Below are 21,179 nucleotides of genomic sequence, written 5' to 3' on the forward strand. Positions count from 1 at the left end.
CGAAGTCTGGATACGCTGACCGCAGGCGTGCCAGGGCGGCGCGGCCGGAAAGGCACTCGTGATCGTCTGGCGTCGCTGGATCTTCCCCCTGCTTCTCGTCGTGGTCTTCGGCGCGTGCGCCGCGGCTCTCGTCAAGATCGCGTTCTTCCCCGACCGCGCGGAGAGCGTCGTCAGTCCGGAGGCCGGGATCACGGATCCCGTCGTGGCTGTCGAGCGCGGTTCGGTCGTGAACGCGCTGAGCCTGAGCGGGAACGTGGCGCGCGACGACGACTTCGCCGTCCGGGGTGAGCTCAACGGCACCGTCCTCGCCGTGCACGTGGGGGAGGGGGCGACCGTGACCGCGGGGCAGAAGCTGTACACCGTGCGTCAGGAGGAGCCGCGCAAGGACATCGACGTTCTCGCGCCCGAAGCCGGCGACGTGTCGGAGTTCGCCGTCGTCAAGGGCCAGGCCACCACGGTCGGCACCGAGACGTACAAGCTCACGCCAGCGCGCTACCACCTGCTCGCCACCGTCGACCCCGTGCAGCTGTACCGGCTCGTCAATGCTCCCACCGAGGCCACGGTCACCATCACGGGCGGCCCTGCCCCGTTCGCGTGCACCGGTGTGGGAGTCCAGGTGACGGCGGAGGGCACCGCGAATGTGCGCTGCGCGATCCCGGTCGACCAGACGGTCTTCGCAGGTCTCCCCGCGAAGATCGACCTCGCTCTCGGCCAGGTGGATGACGCGCTGGTGATCCCGGTCACCGCCGTCCAGGGCGGTGCGGGGTCGGGGAAGGTCTGGGTCGACGCCGGTGACGGCTCCGACCCCGAGGAGCGGGCGGTGACTCTCGGCGTCAACGACGGCGTCATGGTCGAGGTGACGGAGGGTCTGGCGGAGGGCGACAGCATCCGTCAGTTCGTGCCCGGCTTCGTCGCGCCGGTCGAGGAGTTCTGCTACGAGGTCTCCCCGGGAGTGGAGCAGTGCGACACCGGGACCAGCTGGTGAGCCTGGTCGCGCTCGACGACGTCTCCAAGAGCGTCCTGCTCGCCGACGACTCGCGCCTGGAGATCCTTCGGGGCGTCACCCTCGAGGTCGGAGCGGGGGACCACGTCTCCATCGTGGGCCGCTCGGGGTCGGGGAAATCGACGCTGCTCAACATCCTGGGGATGTTGGATGCGCCCACCTCCGGCTCCGTCGCGTTCGAAGGTCGGGAGGTGCGCCGGATGCGCTCCGGTCGCCTCGACCGCCTTCGCGGCGACAACGTCGGCTTCGTGTTCCAGCAGTTCAACCTTCTGCCGGGGCGTACGGCGATCGACAACGTGATGATGCCGCTCGGCCACGCGAAGGGGCGGATGTTCTGGAACCGTCGCCAGATCGCGGCCGACATGCTCGAGCGCGTCGGGCTGGGGCATCGCGTCGACCAGATCGCCGACAAGCTCTCCGGCGGTGAGCAGCAGCGTGTCGCCATCGCGCGGGCTCTCGTCCGCAGACCGGTCCTGATCCTCGCGGACGAGCCGACCGGAGCCCTCGATATCGACACCGGGGCATCGGTCATGTCGCTGCTCGACGAAGTGGCGACAGAGACCGACGCGGCACTGGTCACCATCACGCACGATCTCCATGTCGCTGCGCGGGCGCGTCGCCACTACCGACTCGACGCCGGACGCCTGGAGATCGCCGACCTCAGCCGCGCCTTCGAGGCGTCGACCCTCGCCGCCCCCGTGCCCTCCGCCGCACCGGAGGTGGTCGCATGACCGGTTTCCTCGGCGCCCTCTCCGACGCCTGGGCCGAGATCCGTGTGCACAAACTGCGCGTGCTGCTCAGCCTCATCGGGATCGCCGTGTCCGTGGGCGCGCTCACCGCGGTCGTCGCGATCTCCGAGTACCAGCGACAGTTCCAAGCCGAGCAGTCCGACCGGTGGGGCGGACGAGCGGCCACCGTCGTCGTCGCGGTCAACAGCGACGACGGCACGCCCGTCGACGCCGACGAGTTCGATGCCCGCTTCGACCGCGTGTCCGAGCGCTTCGGGTTCAGCCACACGGCGCGCATCTCCCAGGGCGTGATGCTCGACGTCCAGCTCCCCGACGGGATCGTGCAGGTTCCGGCCCGCGTCATGGATCCCGCGTTCTCGCAGATCCATCGCGAGCGCCTCCTGGAAGGGCGGTGGTTCCTCGATTCCGACAGCGAGGCGATGGCCCCGCCCGTCGTCATCACGGAGCCCCTGTGGGACCGGCTGGGGCGTGTGCCGTTGTCGCAGCACCCGACCGTGACGCTCGGCGGCCCGGCCGGCGGGACGTACCAGGTGATCGGCATCACTCCGCGCCAGGGGATGGGCGACGAGGAGATGCGCGTCGATGTGCTGTACGACTCCTACCGTGCCCGCGTGGATGCGCTCCCGACCGATGCGTGGACGCAGTACGAGATCTGGATGGGGACCGGCCAGGTGGATCGGATCGCGCCGGTGCTCGCGATGGACCTCAGGGCGGGGCTGCCCGAAGGTCAGACGGTGTCCGTGAGCAGGTCCGACTGGGCTGCGCAGCCGGGGGCTCTGGATGCGCAGGCGACGTTCGAGATGGTCACCGGTGGTATCGCGGCCCTGATCCTCGCCCTCGGGGCGCTCAGCCTGATCAACATCCAGCTCGTGGCGATGCGTCAACGCGTTCGGGAGATCGGGGTCAGGCGCGCTTTCGGTGCGAGCTCGGGGCGGGTCTTCTTCGCGGTGTTCCTGGAGAGCCTCGTGGCCACCACGGTCGCGGGAGTGATCGGGATCGCGATCGTCGTCGCGGTGCTGCGCTCGGAGTGGATCATCACGTCGATGTTCTACGGGATCCAGGACATCCCGCCCTTCCCGATGCGCGCGGCGCTCATCGGCCTCCTCGCGTCGGTCATCGTCGGTGCGGTGTCCGGGTTCATCCCCGCGCTGGTCGCTCTCCGTGTCAAGGTGATCGACGCGATCCGCTTCTGACGCACGCGTGAAGGTGCGGAGGACGCCGCGGTGACCGACGCCGTTCAGACGCCGACGCGCCGTCCGGTGAGCCGTTCGGCGCGACGGTCGGAGTTCTCCAGTGCCCGGCGTTCGCGTTCCCGGCGCAGCGCGGTGATCCCGATCAGCGCCTGCTCCGGCGGAGCCGGAGGCAGCGGCGAGACGAAGGGGGTCGCCTCGGTCAGCAGATCGAGCGCGACACGTGCCCGTGCCGCAGGAATCATGCGGGGGGCGCTCTGCAGGAACTGGGAGATGCGCCGCGCGAGCCGGTCGGGGAGCCGAGCGACGTCGGCGATCTGGGCCCAGCCGCCCAACGACGGAGGAAGCACGGGTACGTGCGCGACGAGAGCGGGGGTGCGTACGCGCTGACTGTAGGTGCCGGCGACCAGGTCGCCCAGGCGCTGCGACCGCGCGTTGAACGCGCCGGTGAGCACCGCCACACCGCCGAAGGTCATGTAGATCTCCAGCACGCCGAGGAGGGCGCGGATGAAGGCGTGTCGGAACCCCGCGGCGCCTCCGTCCACGCGCACGATGCGCCCGCCGACCGCGAGCTTGCCGAGGCTGCGTCCCTTCAGGGCGACCTCCATCGTGATCGGCAGCACCACGAAGCTCACCACGAAGGCCGAGACCACGGCGATCCGATCCGTCGTCTCGTCGAGCACGCCGGCGTCGAGCAGCCAGATGCGTAGGAAGATCCACAGGAGGAACACGGCGTATCCGAGGAGCATGTCGATCGCGGCGCCGAGCGCTCGGAGCAGGAAGCCGATGGGCTGCACGTCGATCGCCACGGCCTCGCCGGAGAGCACCTCGTCTGCAGCATCGATCGGGGTGGACATGAGTACAGTAAATCAGGTGGATGCCGATGCGCTGACAGATGCACGCCGCGCCGAATGGGAGCGGCTGGACCAACTCAGTCGCGCCCGTCTCGACGGGGACGGGGTCGACGAGCTCATCGTCCGATACCGCGCCGCCTCCGCCGACCTGGCTGAGCTCAAGACCTCGGTCGGCGATTCGCCGCAGGGTGCCTACCTGTCGACCATCCTGGTCCGTGCACGCCTGCGTCTGACCGGTGCATCGGACAGCATCCTCACGCAGACCGGACGCTTCTTCCGTCTGCAGCTTCCCGCTGCGCTGTATCGCCTGCGTTGGACGACCCTGGTCATCGCGATCTCCTTCATCGCGGTCGCCGTCGGCACCGCGGCCTGGATCGCGAGCGATCCCGCGCTCGTGGCGACTCTGGGCTCGCCGTCCGCACTCGAGCAGTATGCGGACGAGAGCTTCACGGGCTACTACACCGAGAACCCCGCTGCCGTGTTCATGGGCATGGTCTGGACGAACAACGCCTGGATCGCGATGCAGTGCGTGCTCTTCGGCGTCACGGGGATCTGGCCGGTCTACATGCTCGTGCAGAACGCGATGGGTCTCGGGACCACCGGCGCGGTGATGGCCGTCCACGACAAGGCCGACCTGATGGTGCTGTACATTCTTCCGCACGGGATGCTCGAGATGACCTGTATCTTCGTGGCGGCCGCCGCGGGTCTGCACGTGTTCTGGGCCTGGGTGGCGCCGGGGCGACGTACGCGAGGTGAAGCGCTCGCCGAGCAGGGCCGAGCGCTCGCGACCGTGGCGATCGGTCTGGTCTTCGCCCTGTTCCTCGCGGGGCTCGTCGAAGGTTTCGTCACCGGTTGGGCACTGCCGTGGCCGGTCAAGATCGGTATCGGAGGCGCGGCACTCGCCGTGTTCCTGATCTACATGCTCGTCATCGGCGGGCGCGCGCACCGCCAGGGTGAGACGGGAGACCTCGTCGAGTACGAAGCGGGTACGCCGCGTCTGGTGGCGGGCTGACAGACGGTGAGCTGCCACATCTCATCGTGGGCGGGGGTTCAGAGCCGACCAGCCGCTTTCAGCTCCAGATAGCGGTCGGCGATCCGGGGAGGAAGCTCCTCGGGATCGGCGGCGATCGCCTCTCCGCCCGCCCTGCGGATCGCATCGGCGACGTTCTCCGCATCGCGGAGGGTCCTCTCGGCCGCTGCTGCGAGGTACACGTACTCCCGGGAGTCGCGTCGGCGCGCGAGCGCGGAGATGCCGTCATCGGTCACGGAGCCGACCAGCACGGTGGTCGCGCGTGACGCGTTCGGGAAGGCGCCGAGGAATCCACGCGCCGACTCGGCGGCATCCTGCGCGGTCAGAGCCACGATGAGCGAGGGGCGTGTGGTGAGCGTGCGGACGGCGGTGAACGCGCCGTGCCAGTCCGTGTCGACCAGCCGAGCGTGCACCGGAGCCATGGCGTCGGTGAGTGCCGGCAGCAGCGCGGCGCCGTCGACGCCCGTCACCCGCGCGCGGACCACCCTGTCGTACATCAGGAGGTGCACATGATCGCCCGCGCGGGAGGCGAGTGCCGCCAGCAGCAGCGCGGCCTCCAGTGAGGCATCAACACGGGTGCCGTCCCCGACACGTGCGGCAGCCGTGCGTCCCGTGTCGATGATGATGACGACGTGGCGATCCCGCTCCGGCCGCCAGGTCCGCAGCATGGTGGTCCCGGCGCGAGCCGTCGCCCTCCAATCGATCGAACGCACGTCGTCTCCGCGCACGTACTCCCGCAAGGAGTCGAACTCGGTGCCCTGACCGCGCACCTGGATGCTCGTGTTGCCGTCCAGCTCGCGCAGCCGGGCGAGTCGCGACGGAAGATGCTTGCGGGAGGAGAACGCCGGGAGCACTCTGATCGCCCCGCGGACGACGTGCCGGGCCTGTCGACCGGCGATGCCGAGGGGCCCGCGCGAACGCAGCATCACGAACTCGCTCACGAGTTCTCCGCGGCGGCGGGGGAGGAGCGGAATGGCGACCCGGCCGCGTTCGCCAGGAGCGATGTGCAGACGCTGCCGGTCGAGCGGAGCGCCCGCTGTCGGCTGCCATGCGTCGCGGAGCGTCGCGTTCAGTGCCCTGCTGCCGTGGTTGTGCACCGCGACGCTCACCGGGACCGGCTCGCCGAGCCGCGCGCGTGCGGGCAGCCGGCGGCTCACGGTGACGGAGCGAGGACTCGCGGCGAGGGCGACGTCGACGGCGACGAGCAGCAGGCACAGAGCGATCCAGGCACCGAGCACCGCGTACGCCGGATAGCCCGCGAGCCCGGCGATGACGAGCGGGACGATACCGACGGCGATGGCGACGGCGAGGCGACCGGTGATGAACACCTAGATCGGCACCCTGGTCTGCTGCACCACCGAGGTCAGCACCGCATCGGCGGATACGCCTTCCATCTGCGCATCGGGGCGCAGCTGGAGACGATGGCGCCACACCGGGACCAGCATCGTCTGCACATGATCGGGCGTGACCGCCGAAGACGCGTTGAGCCAGGCCCAGGCCTTCGCTGCGGCGAGCAGTCCGGTGGAGGCGCGGGGGCTGGCGCCGAGCTCGACCGAGGGCGACTGGCGGGTCGCTCGGGCGAGATCGACGACGTAGCCGAGGACGTCGTCGGTCACCTCGACCGCGGCAGCAGCGTGCTGCGCCGCTCGGATCTCCTCGGCGGTGACCACCGCCTCCACTCCGGTGAGCTCTCTGGGGGAGAAGCCCGAGGCGTGCCGACGCAGCACCGAGACCTCCGCGTCGCGCTCCGGCATCCCGACGACGAGCTTCATCAGGAAGCGATCCAGCTGTGCTTCCGGCAGCGAGTAGGTGCCCTCGTGCTCGATCGGGTTCTGGGTCGCTGCGACGAGGAACGGGTCGGGGAGGGGACGACTGACCCCGTCCGCCGACACCTGGCGCTCCTCCATGGCTTCGAGGAGTGCAGCCTGGGTCTTCGGCGGCGTGCGGTTGATCTCGTCCGCCAGCAGGATGTTGGTGAACACGGGACCGGCTCGGAAGTCGAACTCGCCGGTACGTGCGTCGTAGACGAGGGAGCCGGTCACGTCGCCGGGCATCAGGTCCGGAGTGAACTGCACGCGCTTGGTGTCGAGGCCGAGTGCCCGCGCGAAGGAGCGCACGACCAGCGTCTTCGCGACGCCGGGCACACCCTCGAGCAGCACATGTCCGCGAGCGAGCAAGGAGACGAGCAAACCGGTGACGGTGCCGGCCTGGCCGACCACGGCCTTGTCGACTTCCGTGCGCACCCGGTGCATGGCCTGACGCAGCGTGGCGTCATCGGTGGGATGGTTCTCAGCGGTCACGTGTTTCCCTCTGCTTCTCGGGGATGGGCGGTCGTGTCGGTGCGGGCGGTCTCGTCCACCGCCGTCTCGAGCTGGTCGAGGCGTCTGGCGAGTTCGATCAGGGCGGCGTCGTCCTCGGGCGGGGGCCCGGCCAGCAGTACCTGGAGCGTGCCGCGCGGGACCCGCAGCCGATCCGATGCCGCGTCGGCGACCTCATCCGCGTCGGCGTGGACGGCGAGTCCGAGCCGACGGGCGAGACGTCGCCGAGTGCCGTCGCGGAGCGCCTGCGCGGCGTGTGCGGAGTCCGCGGCTCTGGCCGTGAGACGTGCGCGTCCCTGCATCGTCTCCGAGGCTCGCACGGTGACCGGCAGCGTCTCGGCGACGAGGGGACCGAACCGCTGGCCGCGCCAGATCGCCGTCGCGACCCCCACCGCGATCAGCAGCAGGATGGCGGGCGTCACCCACGGGGGCGTGAGGCTGCCCAGCGTGTCGACCGGCTCGGCTTCGATGTCGGAGTCCGCGAAGCTGGGGACATACCAGACGACGCGGTCGGTCTGACCGAGCAGGGCGAGTCCGAGGGCCGCATTCCCGTTCTCGGCGAGGTAGGCGTTGCCGAAGAGCCTCGATCCCTCCACCACGGTGCGCTGAGGACTGGTGCGACGATCGACGAGGACGGCTGCGCCCTCGGAATCCCCGAAGCAGGCCTGCACGCCGTCAGCGGCGGCGAAGAGACGGTCGGCGCGGATCGTGCCGACCTTCGCGAACTCCGCGACATCGCACTCCGCGCTCACGGCCGACGATGTGCCCGGCGCGTTGTCGCCGATGCGGAGCTCGTTCAGCAGATGCGTGCTCGTGGACAGGAACACCACGCGCTCCGCGGGTTCGGTGAGCGTCGCGAGTGCTTCGTCGGTGAGCGTGTAGGGGTCGGCCATGACCAGTGTGGTGTCGGCGTCGATCGCCGCGCGGGCCTCGACTCGTGACCGATGGACGTCGACCTCGACGCCCTGATCGCGCAGGATGTTCGCGAGCGCGAGTGCGCCGGCATCGTCGCGGGCCTCGGGGTCGAGGGCGCCGCGCGCACCGGGTGCCGTCGCGGCTACGCGAAGACCCACCACCGTGACGATCAGCACGAGCGCCGCGACGATGGCCCAGCCGATGATGGACTTCGCGCGACTCGGGCGGCGTTCGGCGGTGGAGAGCGGTTCGGCGTCGGAGGCGGCGGGGAGCAGGGGCGTGCGCTCGCTGTCTGTGATGCTCACGCCGGCACCACTTCCAGGCGGCGTCCGCGGATCCGATCGTCGGTGTCGACGAGATCCCGATACGCCTCCGCCGTCGCGTGATGTCCGAGATAGCGGACATCGTCGAAGGTGAGGGCGGCGCGTCGCATCGCCTCGGCCTCGTCCGAGAACACCGTGCTGGCCTCGCGGGCGATCCCCTGCGCGGTCGCGCCGGGTGCCGGATCGATCAGATCGCGTTCCCGCAGGCTGCGGGCGATGGCGCGATAGCGCAGGACGGTCGCGGAGTCCCAGTCGCCTTCGCGTGCGGCGCGCTCGGCATCCGATCTCAGCTGTGCTGCGGTGCGGTCGTCCGCCGCACCGAGGAGGTCTCCGTGCGCCCGCCTGATCGACCTCGAACTGCGCGGCCGTCCCCAGATGATGAGGGCGGCGATCAGAGCAGCCGCGATGATGACGCTGACGATGATGAGGGCGGACGGACCGACGTTCGCGCCGTTGTCCGAGCTGAACAGATCGGCGAGGAAGCGGCCGATGTCGCGGGCCACCAGATCGAACCAGGTGGGCTTCGCGTCCGCGTAGCGCGGGTTGGAGAGCTCTTCCTCCGCCCAGCGTCGAGCGTCGTCGCCATCGGGCACGAAGAGATCGTCGAAGCGTCGGATCATGCGGCGCCGTCGGAGCCGGGTGCTGTCCAGCCGCTGTCGGCCGGAGCGTCTCCGGGGGCGGGCACCGCGGGTGGCGGCGGCGGGAATGCTCCTGCCGCCGGCTGCATCGGCTGCGTCGGGTGTGCCGGCTGCGTCGGGTATCCCTGCGTCGGGTACGGAGGCGTCGGATAGGGCGTCGCCGGAGACGGAGGGTATGCGTATCCCTGGGACATCATCACGTGTTCCGGAACCTGGCGGGGCGGAGGAGCCGATGTCACCGCGCGTGAGGGATCGACGCGGAACGGATCCTCCTGCTGCTCATGGGTCCATCCGAGGTCGCGGCGCTCCACATAGGCGATCAACGTCTGATCCAGGCCCTCGTAGCGCATCCGGCAGTCCAGGTAGACGAGCGCGGCTCCGGTGCTCTGCACCACGAGCGTGATCGCCTGGATGACCAGGAGCAGGATCTGGGGAGCGACCAGGGTCACGACGAATGCCACGACAGCGCTCGGATCCGCTGCGCCGGTGGGGGCGACGACGGAGCCGAGGAGCGATCCCAGCAACGTCGCCGGCACGCTCACCACCTGTGCCGCGATGCCCATGATCGCGCTGATCAGGAATGTCACGCCGAACGCGACCCAGAACCGCCCGCGGGTGAGCCGCCAGGAGCGGACGAAGGCGTCACGGAAACGGGCACGCTCCAGGACCAGGATCGACGGCACGAGCAGCAGCTTCGTGGTGAGCCACACCGCGAGGGGGATGCAGGCGAGCACGATCAGGATCACCACGAGCACGACGACGCCGACCATCTCCATGCTCCCCCCGAGGCCTCCGGCGACGAAGCCCGCGATGATGACGGCGGCGATGATGAAGAGACCGAACACGGCGGCGACCGAGAGAGAGGCGAAACCGGCGAGTCTCCAGAAGGCGGGCGCCATCCGCCGCCACAGCATCCGCAGCGTGGCCTTCACACCGATCGCGGCGTACCCGATCTCCGCGGCGACGACCCCCTGCATCATGGCCGTGAAGGCGATCGAGGCGACACCGACGGCCAGTCCGGCGATGACGTTCACCGCGATGGTGCCCGCCATCACCGCCTCGAAGTCCGGAGAAGAGGGGGAGACGGTCTCCAGGCGGCTGAACGTGGTGAAGAGGACCACGCCCATCACCACAGCGGTGACGACGACCACGATGAGCTGGATGACGACGGCGAACCCGAAGAGCACCTTGGGGTTGTGTCGCAGTGCCGCGAAGGCCTTCCCCAGCAGCATCCCGAACGACAGCGGGTGAAGAGGGATGATGCCCTTCTTCGGGGCAGGCGTCCACGTCTGTCCGGTCACAGGCACTCCCTCTCCATCGTGCGCCTCCATCGTGTCATATCCCCTGCACGGAGCGCAGACCTGGGATCGCTGGGACTCGGTGCCATAAGGTAACTCTTATGACCTCACGTATTCTCGTGGTCGACGACGACACAGCGCTCGCCGAGATGATCGGGATCGTGCTTCGGACCGAAGGCTTCGAGCCGGTTTTCTGCGCCGACGGCGCGCGCGCCGTCGATGAGTGGCGAGCCCAGCGGCCCGATCTCGTGCTGCTCGATCTGATGCTTCCCGGCATGGACGGGATCGAGATCTGCACGCGCATCCGTGCGGAGTCCGGCGTGCCGATCATCATGCTCACCGCTCGCAGCGACACGGCCGACGTCGTCCGAGGACTGGAGGTCGGTGCGGACGACTACATGGTCAAGCCGTTCAACCCGAAGGAACTCGTCGCGCGCATCCGCACCCGTCTCCGTCCGACGCCGCAGACCACCAGCGAGCAGCTTCGCGTCGGTGATCTCACCGTCGACGTCGATGCGCACGAGGTCCGTCGCGGCTCCGAGCCGATCGCGCTCACACCGCTGGAGTTCCAGCTTCTCGTCGCGCTCGCTTCCAAGCCGCAGCAGGTGTTCTCCCGGGAGATGCTCCTGGAGCAGGTGTGGGGGTACCACTACAAGGCCGACACCCGGCTGGTGAACGTCCATGTCCAGCGCCTGCGCGCCAAGGTCGAGCTCGACCCCGACAACCCGAAGATCGTCATGACGGTGCGTGGAGTGGGCTATCGCGCCGGGAGCGTCGGCTAGGCGCACGATGGCCGCGACGACAGCGACCACCACGACGGTCGCTGTCCTGCGCGACTGGCGCGGTTGGCCGACGATGCTCGGGGTCCTGTGGCGCCGCTCGCTGCGTTTCCGTACGCTCTCGATCACACTGCTGGCGACCTCGCTCGCGATCTTCATCACGTGCGTCACGATGGCGCTGGTGATCCAGAACGATCTCTTCATCTCGCGCAAGGACGTCGCACTCGAGGATTCCCGCCGCGCGGTCGACCAGGCCCAGGGGATCCTGGATGTGGCGGAGGTGGGCGACGACTCCGCGGCTCTCACCGAACTGTGGAACAGTGTGCAGTCGAATCTCACCCGCACGTCGAGCACGGATCAGCTCGCCGGTTTCAAGGTCGACGATGCCAAGGGCGTGCGGCTGAACGGGTTCGAGGCCGGACTGAGCCGGAGTCTGCTGAGCCCCGAGCTCCAGGCGCGTGTCATCGAGTTCGACGACCGTCAGGCCTGGCAGTCGGTGGCTCTGCCGGCCGCCGACGGTGGCGAAGTGCCGGGCATCATCGTCGGGCAGCAGCTGCAGGTCCCGGAGGCAGGGGCTTTCGCGATCTACTTCGCCTACGACCTCGGCGATGCCGACCAGACCCTCGTCTTCGTGCAGCGGACGCTGTGGATCGCGGGAATCGGCTTGGTGGCGATCGTCGCCGCCATCTCCTGGATCGTCCTCCGTGCCGTGTCGACCCCGATCGTGCAGGCGGCCGAGACGAGTGCGCGGTTGGCGGCAGGTGATCTCGGTGTGCGTCTCGAGGTACACGGGGAGGACGAGCTCGCCACGCTCGGGCGCTCGTTCAACGCGATGGCCGACAGCATCGAATCCCAGATCAAGGAGCTCGGCGAACTCTCGATGGTGCAGCAGCGATTCGTGTCCGATGTCTCTCATGAGCTGCGCACGCCGCTGACCACGATCCGTCTCGCCGCCGACATGCTCAATGATCAGCGCGAGGAGTTCGACCCCACCACCGCCCGCACGGCCGAACTGCTGCACGCCCAGGTGCAGCGCTTCGAGACGCTGCTGTCCGACCTTCTCGAGATCAGTCGGTACGACGCGGGATCGGTGCAGCTGGAACTGGAGGCGACGAGCCTCACCCACCTCGCCGAGGACATCATCGAGCAGATGCGTCCTCTCGCCGAGGGGCACGGCACCGAGCTGAGGCTCGTGGCGCCTGGGGGATATTCCCCGGTGGACATGGACCCGCGGCGCGTGCGGCGTGTCCTGCGCAACCTGATCGGAAACGCGATCGAGCACGGAGAAGGTCGTCCGGTGGTCGTCACCATCGACAGCAATCAGCACGCGGTGGCCGCCGGAGTGCGGGATTTCGGGCTCGGGATGGATCCGGCGGATGCGGAGCGGGTGTTCGACCGGTTCTGGCGTGCCGACCCCTCACGCCAGCGGACGATCGGAGGCACGGGGCTGGGGCTCTCCATCGCCCTGGGAGATGCGACGCTGCACGGCGGCACGCTCGATGTGTGGTCGGAGCTGGGCGTCGGCACCAACTTCGTCCTGACGATTCCTCGACACGAGGGGGTCCTGGACGGCCCGAGCCCCATCCCCGTGGAGCCGCAGGAGCCGTTCGCGGAGATCGGGGACGCGACCCAGCCGATCTCGCTGACCGATGCGCCGGCCGGCATGTTCGATGAGGAGGATCGGCCGTGACCGAGCACCGAGGTAAGCGAAGGCTGCGGGGACTCGCGCTGGTGCTCGTAGCCCTGCTGCTTCCCGCCTGCGCCGGGTTGCCGACCAGCGGCGACGTCGCCGTCGGCCTCAAGCTCGGCGAATCCCCACAGGACATCGACATCCTTCCCGTGGCCTCCGGGCCGATCACGGGCGCAGGGCCGGAGGAGATCGTCGACGGCTTCCTCGAAGCCGGCATCACGACCACCGACAACTGGGACACCGCGCGCGACTTCCTCGCGCCATCGCTGCAGCGGAGCTGGAGCCCCTCCGCCGGCGTGTCGATCGACATCGGCCCCGACACCAGGACCGTCACGTCCTCGGTCCCGGATGACGAGGTCGAGGACGCGGACACGGCGGAGGTCCAGGTGACCCTGGACCTCGTCGCGAGTGTCGACGACTCCGGCGGATACGCCGAGGCCGTCGGCTCGTCCGCGGTGGCGTTCACCGTGCAGCGCATGGAGAACGGCGAATGGCGCATCACGCAGGCGCCCGACGGCGTCGTGATCGACGAGACGCGATTCACGAAGGTCTTCGAGGGGTATCCGCTGCAGTACTTCGACCTCGGCTGGTCGCGCCTGGTGCCCGACATACGCTGGTTCCCGCGGCGGCAGAGCCCCGCGACCACGGTGACACGGGCGCTCATCGGCGGTGCCCCCAGCGAATGGCTCGACCCGGCAGTGCAGAACGCCTTCCCCGCCGACGTGCAGCTGGCGCAGGATGCGGTGCCGATCGTCGGACAGGTGGCTGACGTCGCGCTCACGCGCCCGGCCAGCGGACTGGATGCCACGACGCTGTCGCGCATGCGCACGCAGCTCCAGGCTACCCTCAGGGCCTCCGGCGTCGCCGTCACGCAGGTGCGATTCACGGTGGACGGGAGAGACCTGGACGCGGGGCAGGCCGAGGTCAAGGAGCCCTCCACCGAGATCGGCACACTCGTGCTGCAGAACGGCGCGTTCGGGCGCATCGTCGGGGACGAGATCTCGCCGCTCGACGGGATCAGCGCGGAGATCACATCGATCCCGCAGCCGATCGTCTCGATCGATGTGGCCGCCGACGACACCCACGCCGCCACCAGACTCGCCGACCAGCACGTCTACCTCGTCGGCGCGGGGAGCCTCGACGAGCTCGACGCCCGCCCCGGGCTCATCAATCCCTCGCTCGATCCCTACGGCTACACCTGGTCGGTGCCCACGGGTTCCCCCGCGTCCCTGCAGGCGTCGGGAAGCGACGCCGTAGCCCATCCGATCGCGAAGGCGTGGCCGAGCGCGTCGGGGATCTCGCATCTGAGGGTCTCGGCGGATGGCGCGAGGGTGGCAGCCGTCGTGACCGTCGGCAAGCAGATGTGGGTCGTCGTCGCGGCGGTCGTCCGGGACTCGGCCGGTGTTCCGATCGAACTCGGAGAGGTCAAGCAGCTGACGCAGCTCGCCGACCCGGCGACAGGCCTGGTGTGGCTCGGACTCGACCGGGTGGGGGTGCTCGCCGATCCGAGCAGCCCGCGACTGATCACCCAGATGGTCGGGGGGCCGGGGGCGACGGAGGCAGCACCGAACAATGCCGTCTCGATCGCCGGGGCGCGCACGGCGTCCGGTGTGCGCATCCTCGGGGCGAACGGTGAGCTGTTCGCCCACGCGGGGTCGGCATGGCGGGAAGTCGCCTCCGGCGTCGCGGTGCTCGCCACGCGCGTCGGGGAGTGACTCTCCCTGCACGCGAGAGCGATGTGCTGCTCTTCGCGCGCACATCCTGAGATCCTCGGAGGGGCAGACCGCCAGACCGCAGAATCGTCGGATGTGGACGAAGACTCACCTCCTGGATCTGGGCACCGAGATCGCAGCCTTCCTCCTCGCCGCGACCTGCGCGGGGTGCGACGAGCCCGGCACCCTGTTGTGCGGCCGATGCCGGCAGGCGCTGCAACCGGACCCGCAGCGGCTCGCGACGCCGCAGGGGCTTCCCGTGACGGCCGCGCTCTCCTTCGAAGGGGTGGCGGCGCAGTGCATCCGTCGTCTGAAGGGGAAGGGCGAGACGCTCCTGGCGCGCCCACTCGGCGCGGCGCTGGCGTCCGTGCTCAACTCGACGGAGAGTGCGAGCAGGTGGATCGTGCCGGTGCCGACGTCGCAGAGCGCCTTCCGGCGCCGGGGATACCGTGTCCCCGACCTCCTGATCCGGAGGGCGAACGCCGAACCGCAGAGGCTCCTCAGCGTCGTGGGCGGCACCTCGGACCAGCGCGGGCTGGGCGCGCGGGCGCGTGCGACGAACGTGAGCGGCGCGATGCGCGTGCGTCGGGCAGGCGAAGGCACCGAGGTCGTGATCGTGGACGACGTCGTCACTACAGGGGCGACCTTCGACGAGGCGACACGGGCGCTGACCGCGGCGGGCTTCCACGTCTCGGCAGCGGTCGCGCTGGCCGCCACGCCGCGCCGTGACGGATTCGGATGAACCTCATCGGGAACGCATCGGCGACACAGGGGGAAGACCCCGTGACATCCGCCGACGGGCGGACTACGGTGGGGGGACACAAGGCGACCACGGTCCGCCCTTGGCCGGGAGGACCGGGACAAGGAGGCAGCAATGGAAACAAGCATCGTTGGCGTCGGAGTGGGTATCACCGATCGCTTCCGAACCGTTGTCGAAGAGAAGATCGCCAAGATCCAGATGCTCGCGTCCCGTGCGCAGCGACTGGATGTGAAGGTCACCCACCGTGTGTATCGCAACGGTCGCATCCCCGACGAGACCGTCGAGCTCACGCTGATCGGAAAGGGCCCCGTCGTCCGCGCAGAGGCGACGGACGGCGACAAGTTCGTGGCGCTCGACCTCGCCGTGGACAAGATGTCCGAGCAGCTGCGTCGCGCGAAGGAGAAGCGGGTCGACGGACGACAGCACCCGCGCGGCGCCCACTTCGAGAAGGGGAGCGGGGTGCTGGAGGGCATCGACGTCCAGCCGGCATCCGCTGACGTCCTCCGTGCGGTCGCGACCGGCAGCGTGCCGGTGCAGCAGGCGGAGGAGGACGAGTACTCGCCCGTCGTCATCCGCACGAAGAGCTTCGATGCCGAGTGGATGACCGTCGAGGAAGCCGTCGACAGGATGGAACTGGTCGGACACGACTTCTTCCTGTTCGTCGATGTCCGCACCGACCACCCGAGTGTCGTCTATCGACGCAAGGGCTGGGACTACGGAGTGATCGCGTTGAGCACCCAGGCTCCGCCGTCCGAGGCGCTCGCTTCCTGATCCGGAATCGCAGAATCGCAGAACGGCCCGGTCCCGCAGGGGACCGGGCCGTTCTGGTGTGCGAAAGCCGAGAAGGGCGCGTCAGTCGAAGATGCCGTCGAGCAGGCTGCCGATCACGAGCCCGCCGAGGATGCCGGAGGCGAGGTCTCCGCCTCCGCCTCCTCGTCGTCCGCCGCCGCCCCAGCCGCCACCGCCGCCCCAGTCCTGATCCTGCGGACGGGAGGAGTCGATGTCGCGCTGCGCGAGCTGCAGTGCTTCGGAAGCCAGATGAGCCACGCGGCGCGCCTGGACGAGCGCGGCTTCGCGGGTGTCCTCTGCGGGCAGCAGGTCCGAGAGGTCGACCCGCAGCCGCTCCGCCTCCGCGAGTCGGGTTCGGGCATCCGCGCCGATCCACCCCCGATGGCCGGAGATGAGGCCTCGCGCGACGCCCAGCTGGCGGTCGGCGTCGTCGATGGCATGCTGCACCTGAGCGAGGCTCGGCAGCGGGTTCTCCGCCCTGTGACGGGCCTTGGCGATCGCCTCGTCGAGCGCGGAGTTGGCGTCACGCAGCTGGGACAGCTCGGCGAAGGGGTCGTTCGGCTGCCCAGAGGGTGTGAGCGCGGCCAAGGCTCTCTGGAGGGCGGCGACGGCGTCGGCGACGGCCGGGACGTTCGGTGCTGTTCGCGCCGCGATGAGATCGCCGCGCGAGTCGGCGACGACCTCGGCGAGGGTGGATTCCGCGCGAAGTGCCTCGATCTCGAAGTCCTCCACGGCGTCGAGCAGGGCGGAGGCACGGCGGGTGGCCTCGGTCGCCGTCTCGAGCGCCACGTTGGCTTCCTCGTTCTGCTTCGCGGCCCGACGGCGCTCCGACACGTCGGCGCTGTGGGTCGCGAAGCTGATGAGCTGCTCCGCTTCGGCGGCACTCGCGGTGATCTGATGCATGGCGGAGTCCGCATACCTCGACGAGAGGCGGGCGACGGCTTCGCTGGTCTGCGGGATGCGAGCACTCAGCGCCGCCGCGTCTGCCCGCACCTGGGCGATGATCTCGGGTGCGCGGCGTACCTTGGCGACCGACTCGGCGAGCACGGAGGTCTTCTCGTCGAGAAGGTCCTGCGCCCAGTCGCAGAGCTGGAGGATGCGCGCGTTGCGTGTGCGCAGCTCTTCGTCGGTGTCGGGGATCTCGTCGTGGTTCAGCTGGTGGAGCTGGAACGCTTCCCGCAGATGGGTGCGTACAGCCGCGAGCGCCCTGCGCAGATCGGCTGTGAGCGACTCGCCGAGTTCTGCCTCCGCGAAGGCGAGCTCATCGGAGGTCGTGCGGATCCGCTCGTCTGCGCTGACCAGGGCCTGCTCAGCACGGCGCGCGAGATCGGCGTCCTGAGCGGCGAGTTCTTCCTGTTCGCGTTTGCGTCTGCCCCAAAATCCAGCCATGACCCGATCCTAGTTTCCCGGGGGCCAGCGGTGGCTGAGCATCCGCTCGGGGCGAACGCGGAACCGGTCCGCGTGAGCGAGCCGGGCGACATCGGGCCGGGTCAGGACGCCGCGATCGCGTCGGCCGTCGCCGTCTCGGCCTTCGTCGGGCGTCCCCGCTTCGGACGATCGGCGGTGAGTTCGAGTGTCATCGCGTGGCGAGGGTGGGCACCCAGACGCTGTGCGGCATGGTCCAGCCATCGGATCTCGGCCTCGGCGGCGAAGATCATCGAGTCGGCGACGAGCGACCACGCGAGTCCCTCAGGGGCGTCGACGTCCCGATGTGCGCGTCGCTGCCTCTGCAGCGCCTCCAGCTGTCGGAGCGATGCGGATCGCTGGGACTGGATCGCGGCTGCGGGGTCGACGCCGGGCAACGTGGCGGCGACCGCGACCTTGATGGCGAGTTCGTCTCTCGTGCCCTGGGGGCGCATGACGGGGGAGGAGAGCCAGCGGTCGACCTCCGTCCGTCCGGCGTCGGTGATCTGCCAGTACACATGGCCCCGGTCATCTGCCTCTCCGCGCGAGACCAGGCCGTCGCGTTCGAGACGTTCAAGCGTGTTGTAGATCTGCCCGACGTTCAGCGGCCAGATGGAACCGGTCCGGCGATCGAACTCATGGCGGAGCTGATAGCCGTAGCACGGCCCCTGCGCGAGGATCGCGAGCAGACTCTGGCGTACTGACATCGTTCGTCTCCTGTGGCCGTCCGGGAATGCGATACCGAGTATATGGTCGGCGCGCGAACGTCCGATTCGACGCGCGGGACGGCTATGCAGGCGACGTGCAGGTCACAGCCCGGTAACATGGCGAAGTATGCCTGGCGTCGGGTTCACCGACGACCGGCGGTTCACCCACCGACAGGGAGATGACATCCGTGGCCAATCCTCTTGAGAAGCTCCTGCGTGCGGGCGAAGGGCGGGTCATCCGCCGCCTGAATCAGGTCGTCAAGGCAGTGGGTGCACTGGAAGAGGACATCTCCAAGCTCACCGACGACGAGCTGCGCAACGAGACCACCGAGCTGCGCGCGCGCTTCGAGAAGGGCGAGACGCTCGACCAGTTGATGCCGGAGGCCTTCGCCGCCGTGCGCGAGGCCGCCAAGCGCACCCTCGGCATGCGCGCATACGACGTGCAGATCATGGGTGGGGCCGCCCTTCATCTCGGGAACATCGCCGAGATGAAGACCGGTGAGGGCAAGACCCTCGTCGCGACGCTGCCCGCGTACCTGAATGCGATCGCCGGCAAGGGCGTTCACGTCATCACGGTCAACGACTTCCTCGCCAGCTACCAGGCCGAGCTCATGGGGCGCGTGTTCCGCGCGCTCGGCATGACCACCGGCATCATCGTCTCCGGTCAGACTCCGGCAGTGCGCCGCGAGCAGTATGCCGCCGACATCACCTACGGCACGAACAACGAGTTCGGCTTCGACTACCTGCGCGACAACATGGCCTGGCGCAAGGAGGATCTCGTCCAGCGCGAGCACTTCTTCGCGATCGTCGACGAGGTCGACTCGATCCTCATCGACGAGGCGCGCACCCCGCTCATCATCTCCGGCCCGTCATCGGGCGAGGCGAACCGGTGGTTCGCCGAGTTCGCGAAGATCGCCCGCACCCTCGAGGTCGGCGAGGACTACGAGGTCGACGAGAAGAAGCGCACGGTCGGCGTCCTCGAGCCCGGCATCGAGAAGGTCGAGGACTACCTCGGCATCGACAACCTCTACGAGTCCGCGAACACGCCGTTGATCTCGTTCCTGAACAACTCGATCAAGGCGCTGGCGCTCTTCAAGAAGGACACCGACTACGTCGTCATGAACGACGAGGTCATGATCGTCGACGAGCACACCGGCCGCATCCTGGTCGGTCGCCGCTACAACGAGGGCATCCACCAGGCGATCGAGGCGAAGGAGGGGGTGCCGGTCAAGGCCGAGAACCAGACCCTCGCGACCGTCACGCTGCAGAACTACTTCCGTCTCTACGACAAGCTCGCCGGCATGACCGGTACGGCCGAGACAGAGGCCGCCGAGTTCATGTCGACTTACAAGCTCGGCGTCATCCCGATCCCGACCAACAAGCCGATGATCCGCAAGGATCAGTCCGACCTCGTCTACAAGAACGAGACAGCGAAGTTCGCGCAGGTGGTGGAGGACATCGCCGAACGGCACGCCGAAGGCCAGCCGGTGCTGGTCGGAACGGTGAGCGTCGAGAAGAGCGAGTACCTCTCGCGTCTGCTCGCCAAGAAGGGCATCAAGCACGAGGTCCTCAACGCGAAGAACCACGCGCGCGAGGCCGAGATCGTCGCGCGCGCCGGTCGCCTCGGTGCCGTCACGGTCGCCACGAACATGGCAGGACGAGGAACCGACATCATGCTCGGCGGAAACGCCGAGTTCCTCGCGGTCCAGGAGCTCAAGGGCAAGGGGCTCGACCCCGTGGAGACGCCCGAGGAGTACGAGGTCGCCTGGGACGAGACGTACGAAGCGATGAAGGCCGTCGTCGCCGAGGAGGCCGAGAAGGTCATCGAGGCCGGTGGCCTCTACGTGCTCGGCACGGAGCGCCACGAGTCCCGCCGTATCGACAACCAGCTCCGCGGTCGCTCCGGACGTCAGGGCGACCCGGGCGAGAGCCGCTTCTACCTGAGCCTCACCGACGACCTGATGCGTCTGTTCCAGTCGGGCGCTGCCGAGGCGATCCTCGCCAGGACCAACTTCCCCGACGACGTGCCGATCGAGTCCGGTCTCGTGTCGCGCGCGATCCGCAGCGCTCAGTCGCAGGTCGAGTCCCGCAACGCGGAGATGCGCAAGAACGTCCTCAAGTACGACGACGTCCTGAACCGTCAGCGCGAGGCCATCTACGCCGACCGCCGTCAGATCCTCCAGGGCGACGACATCGCCGACCGGGTGCAGCACTTCATCGAGGACGCCATCAGCGGTGTCGTCCGTGACCACACCGGCGAGGGCCACAACGAGAGCTGGGACTTCGACGCGCTCTGGACCGAGCTCAAGACCCTCTACCCCGTGGGGGTGACGATCGATGAGGTCGTCGCCGAGGCTGCCGACCGCAAGGGCGGTATCGACGCCGACGGCCTGACCCGCGAGCTGCTCTCCGATGCCAAGATCGCGTACGAAGCGCGTGAAGAGGCCCTCGGTGAAGCGGCGACGCGTGAGCTGGAGCGTCGCGTCGTGTTGCAGGTGCTCGATCGCCGCTGGCGCGACCACCTCTACGAGATGGACTACCTCAAGGACGGCATCGGTCTGCGGGCCATGGCCCAGCGCGATCCGCTCATCGAGTACCAGCGCGAGGGCTACGCCATGTTCCAGTCGATGATGGGACAGATCAAGGAGGAGTCGGTCGGCTACCTCTACAACCTCGAAGTCGAGGTGCGTCGTGCCGGCGACTCCCAGACGGCGGAGGTCGAAGCCAAGGGGCTCGCCACCGATGGGGGAGAGCAGCGTCTCGAGTACTCGGCGGCCAACGATGCGGGCGAGGTCGAGGTCCGCAACGACCGCGGCCAGGTCCAGCAGGCGGCGACGGATCGCGTACGCCAGGCCGCTGCCCGCGCTCAGGCTCCGCAGAGCGAGCCGGAGGAGGCGCCGAGAGGAGCCTTCGGCCAGCGCACCGATGCAGCGGCTCCGGCCGCAGGCAACCGCGAGCAGCGTCGGGCCCAGGGCAAGAAGAAGAAGTAGGGCGTGCGCAGAGGAGGGCCAGTCCGCGTG

Annotated in this window: 18 protein-coding genes; 10 read left to right on the forward strand and 8 right to left on the reverse strand. The window is 69.0% G+C overall.

Annotation, left to right across the window (positions count from 1 at the left end; translation table 11 throughout):
- The first annotated feature begins 58 nt into the window (after positions 1-58).
- The 3 genes from HDC31_RS06600 to HDC31_RS06610 are packed head-to-tail and all read left to right on the forward strand — an operon-like array spanning position 59 to position 2,945.
- Positions 59-985: an efflux RND transporter periplasmic adaptor subunit gene (locus HDC31_RS06600; protein WP_061017858.1), complete on the forward strand. Its 927-nt coding sequence runs from the start codon at positions 59-61 to the stop codon at positions 983-985.
- Positions 961-1,734 carry an ABC transporter ATP-binding protein gene (locus HDC31_RS06605; RefSeq protein ID WP_197077719.1) on the forward strand — a complete coding sequence of 258 codons (774 nt, stop codon included), beginning with the start codon at positions 961-963 and terminating at the stop codon, positions 1,732-1,734. The genes HDC31_RS06600 and HDC31_RS06605 overlap by 25 nt, the downstream gene beginning before the upstream one ends.
- Entirely contained in the window at positions 1,731-2,945 is a 1,215-nt protein-coding gene (locus HDC31_RS06610; RefSeq protein WP_046749498.1) for an ABC transporter permease, read from the forward strand. The genes HDC31_RS06605 and HDC31_RS06610 overlap by 4 nt, the downstream gene beginning before the upstream one ends.
- Before the next feature lie 44 nt (positions 2,946-2,989).
- Here the strand turns inward: HDC31_RS06610 and HDC31_RS06615 are convergent, their stop codons facing one another.
- Positions 2,990-3,799 carry an RDD family protein gene (locus HDC31_RS06615; RefSeq protein ID WP_061017853.1) on the reverse strand — a complete coding sequence of 270 codons (810 nt, stop codon included), beginning with the start codon at positions 3,797-3,799 and terminating at the stop codon, positions 2,990-2,992.
- A gap of 16 nt (positions 3,800-3,815) precedes the next feature.
- On the opposite strand from HDC31_RS06615, the gene HDC31_RS06620 reads away from it, so the two are divergent.
- Positions 3,816-4,808, forward strand: a complete 993-nt coding sequence (locus HDC31_RS06620) for a stage II sporulation protein M (RefSeq protein ID WP_046749496.1) — start codon at positions 3,816-3,818, stop codon at positions 4,806-4,808.
- 38 nt (positions 4,809-4,846) lie between these two features.
- Here the strand turns inward: HDC31_RS06620 and HDC31_RS06625 are convergent, their stop codons facing one another.
- The 5 genes from HDC31_RS06625 to HDC31_RS06645 are packed head-to-tail and all read right to left on the reverse strand — an operon-like array spanning position 4,847 to position 10,321.
- Positions 4,847-6,154, reverse strand: coding sequence for a DUF58 domain-containing protein (locus HDC31_RS06625; RefSeq protein WP_179515929.1), 1,308 nt, complete (start codon positions 6,152-6,154; stop codon positions 4,847-4,849).
- Complete coding sequence (locus HDC31_RS06630) at positions 6,155-7,078, reverse strand: MoxR family ATPase (RefSeq protein ID WP_218867656.1); 924 nt, start codon at positions 7,076-7,078, stop codon at positions 6,155-6,157. It abuts the gene before it with no gap.
- A 44-nt stretch (positions 7,079-7,122) separates the two neighbouring features.
- A complete protein-coding gene (locus HDC31_RS06635; RefSeq protein WP_179515930.1) occupies positions 7,123-8,364 on the reverse strand; it encodes a DUF4350 domain-containing protein in 1,242 nt (413 codons plus the stop codon).
- Positions 8,361-9,002: a DUF4129 domain-containing protein gene (locus HDC31_RS06640; RefSeq protein WP_113680689.1), complete on the reverse strand. Its 642-nt coding sequence runs from the start codon at positions 9,000-9,002 to the stop codon at positions 8,361-8,363. The genes HDC31_RS06635 and HDC31_RS06640 overlap by 4 nt, the downstream gene beginning before the upstream one ends.
- The gene (locus HDC31_RS06645; protein ID WP_113680688.1) at positions 8,999-10,321 is read right to left on the reverse strand and encodes a glycerophosphoryl diester phosphodiesterase membrane domain-containing protein; all 1,323 of its coding nucleotides are present in this window, start codon (positions 10,319-10,321) and stop codon (positions 8,999-9,001) included. Before HDC31_RS06645 ends, HDC31_RS06640 begins: the two co-directional genes overlap by 4 nt.
- A 98-nt stretch (positions 10,322-10,419) precedes the next feature.
- On the opposite strand from HDC31_RS06645, the gene mtrA reads away from it, so the two are divergent.
- The 5 genes from mtrA (at position 10,420) to hpf (ending at position 16,030) form a co-directional block, all read left to right on the forward strand.
- Positions 10,420-11,100 carry an MtrAB system response regulator MtrA gene (mtrA, locus tag HDC31_RS06650; protein ID WP_046749491.1) on the forward strand — a complete coding sequence of 227 codons (681 nt, stop codon included), beginning with the start codon at positions 10,420-10,422 and terminating at the stop codon, positions 11,098-11,100.
- Between the two features lie 7 nt (positions 11,101-11,107).
- Complete coding sequence (gene mtrB, locus HDC31_RS06655) at positions 11,108-12,787, forward strand: MtrAB system histidine kinase MtrB (RefSeq protein WP_058632640.1); 1,680 nt, start codon at positions 11,108-11,110, stop codon at positions 12,785-12,787.
- Positions 12,784-14,502: an LpqB family beta-propeller domain-containing protein gene (locus HDC31_RS06660; protein WP_258546299.1), complete on the forward strand. Its 1,719-nt coding sequence runs from the start codon at positions 12,784-12,786 to the stop codon at positions 14,500-14,502. Before mtrB ends, HDC31_RS06660 begins: the two co-directional genes overlap by 4 nt.
- A 91-nt stretch (positions 14,503-14,593) precedes the next feature.
- Positions 14,594-15,241 (forward strand): ComF family protein, encoded by a 648-nt coding sequence (locus tag HDC31_RS06665; RefSeq protein ID WP_179515931.1) that lies wholly within the window; start codon positions 14,594-14,596, stop codon positions 15,239-15,241.
- 132 nt (positions 15,242-15,373) lie between these two features.
- Positions 15,374-16,030: a ribosome hibernation-promoting factor, HPF/YfiA family gene (gene hpf, locus HDC31_RS06670; protein ID WP_046749488.1), complete on the forward strand. Its 657-nt coding sequence runs from the start codon at positions 15,374-15,376 to the stop codon at positions 16,028-16,030.
- Positions 16,031-16,111: 81 nt separating this feature from the next.
- On the opposite strand, the gene HDC31_RS06675 is transcribed toward hpf, so the two are convergent.
- Both HDC31_RS06675 and HDC31_RS06680 read right to left on the reverse strand, forming a co-directional pair.
- On the reverse strand, positions 16,112-17,437 hold the full coding sequence (locus HDC31_RS06675) for a hypothetical protein (RefSeq protein ID WP_113680687.1): 1,326 nt from the start codon (positions 17,435-17,437) through the stop codon (positions 16,112-16,114).
- Between the two features lie 101 nt (positions 17,438-17,538).
- A complete protein-coding gene (locus HDC31_RS06680) occupies positions 17,539-18,159 on the reverse strand; it encodes a PadR family transcriptional regulator (protein WP_058633164.1) in 621 nt (206 codons plus the stop codon).
- A 188-nt stretch (positions 18,160-18,347) separates the two neighbouring features.
- Between HDC31_RS06680 and secA the strand changes: the two genes are divergently transcribed.
- Entirely contained in the window at positions 18,348-21,149 is a 2,802-nt protein-coding gene (gene secA / locus HDC31_RS06685) for a preprotein translocase subunit SecA (protein WP_113680691.1), read from the forward strand.
- Positions 21,150-21,179: the final 30 nt, after the last annotated feature.

Source organism: Microbacterium sp. JAI119 (assembly GCF_013410135.1).
In the GTDB taxonomy this organism is placed as follows: domain Bacteria; phylum Actinomycetota; class Actinomycetes; order Actinomycetales; family Microbacteriaceae; genus Microbacterium; species Microbacterium oxydans.

Coding starts and splice junctions, on each gene's coding strand:
- HDC31_RS06610 (WP_046749498.1), top strand. CDS start 1,731: ATGACCGGTTTCCTCGGCGCCCTCTCCGACGCCTGGGCCGAGATCCGT.
- HDC31_RS06615 (WP_061017853.1), bottom strand. CDS start 3,799: ATGTCCACCCCGATCGATGCTGCAGACGAGGTGCTCTCCGGCGAGGCC.
- HDC31_RS06630 (WP_218867656.1), bottom strand. CDS start 7,078: ATGCACCGGGTGCGCACGGAAGTCGACAAGGCCGTGGTCGGCCAGGCC.
- HDC31_RS06640 (WP_113680689.1), bottom strand. CDS start 9,002: ATGATCCGACGCTTCGACGATCTCTTCGTGCCCGATGGCGACGACGCT.
- mtrA (WP_046749491.1), top strand. CDS start 10,420: ATGACCTCACGTATTCTCGTGGTCGACGACGACACAGCGCTCGCCGAG.
- mtrB (WP_058632640.1), top strand. CDS start 11,108: ATGGCCGCGACGACAGCGACCACCACGACGGTCGCTGTCCTGCGCGAC.
- HDC31_RS06665 (WP_179515931.1), top strand. CDS start 14,594: ATGTGGACGAAGACTCACCTCCTGGATCTGGGCACCGAGATCGCAGCC.
- hpf (WP_046749488.1), top strand. CDS start 15,374: ATGGAAACAAGCATCGTTGGCGTCGGAGTGGGTATCACCGATCGCTTC.
- HDC31_RS06675 (WP_113680687.1), bottom strand. CDS start 17,437: ATGGCTGGATTTTGGGGCAGACGCAAACGCGAACAGGAAGAACTCGCC.
- HDC31_RS06680 (WP_058633164.1), bottom strand. CDS start 18,159: ATGTCAGTACGCCAGAGTCTGCTCGCGATCCTCGCGCAGGGGCCGTGC.